Origin of the sequence: Massilia sp. CT11-108 (genome assembly GCF_047302915.1) — a bacterium.
In the GTDB taxonomy this organism is placed as follows: Bacteria; Pseudomonadota; Gammaproteobacteria; order Burkholderiales; family Burkholderiaceae_D; genus Telluria; species Telluria orientalis.
In genome coordinates, this window is sequence record NZ_JBKYMO010001201.1 from 1 (window position 1) to 521 (window position 521).

Here is a 521-nt window from a genome sequence, read left to right on the forward strand (position 1 = left end):
GGTGGGGTCACATCCGCGAGACGGTGGGACGCAGCTGTTCCAGCAGGCCGGGGATGCGTTCCTGGACGTACACGAGGAACGGCGGATCGCCCTGGAAGTCGAACGCGAAGCGCAGCGTCTCGTCGCCCATGCCGTGCAAGGCGAGACGCCAGCTGAAGCACGATTTCTCCGTCAGCACGCGGCCGTTGACGCTCGTGCGCCACGGGCACGCACCCTGCACGCGCACGACGATGTCGGGCGCGCGGTTCTTCGAGCGCAGCGTGAATTCCACGTGGCGCCGCCGGGGGCTGCGTTCGTCCTTGTCGATGACGAGGCCGGGCCACGCGATGCTGTCGTCCTTCTGCGCCGCCGCGTACCACACGGGATCCGCGTCGGGCCCGAACAGGTAGGGTAGCGGATACGGATGCATGGTGTTGGGGAAGACCTGCCGCGTCCACGCATCGAGCGGCCCGGCCGGATGCAGCCAGAACGCCTGCCAGCTCGGGGTGTCCTTGTAGTACACGAGCCGGTTCGGCGCCGGC

1 pseudogene is annotated in these 521 nt (G+C 68.7%); it reads right to left on the reverse strand.

Features of this window, described 5'->3' with window-relative positions:
- Window positions 1–7: 7 nt before the first annotated feature.
- A pseudogene (locus ACEN88_RS33970) lies at window positions 8–521 on the reverse strand (hypothetical protein); the annotation flags it as partial.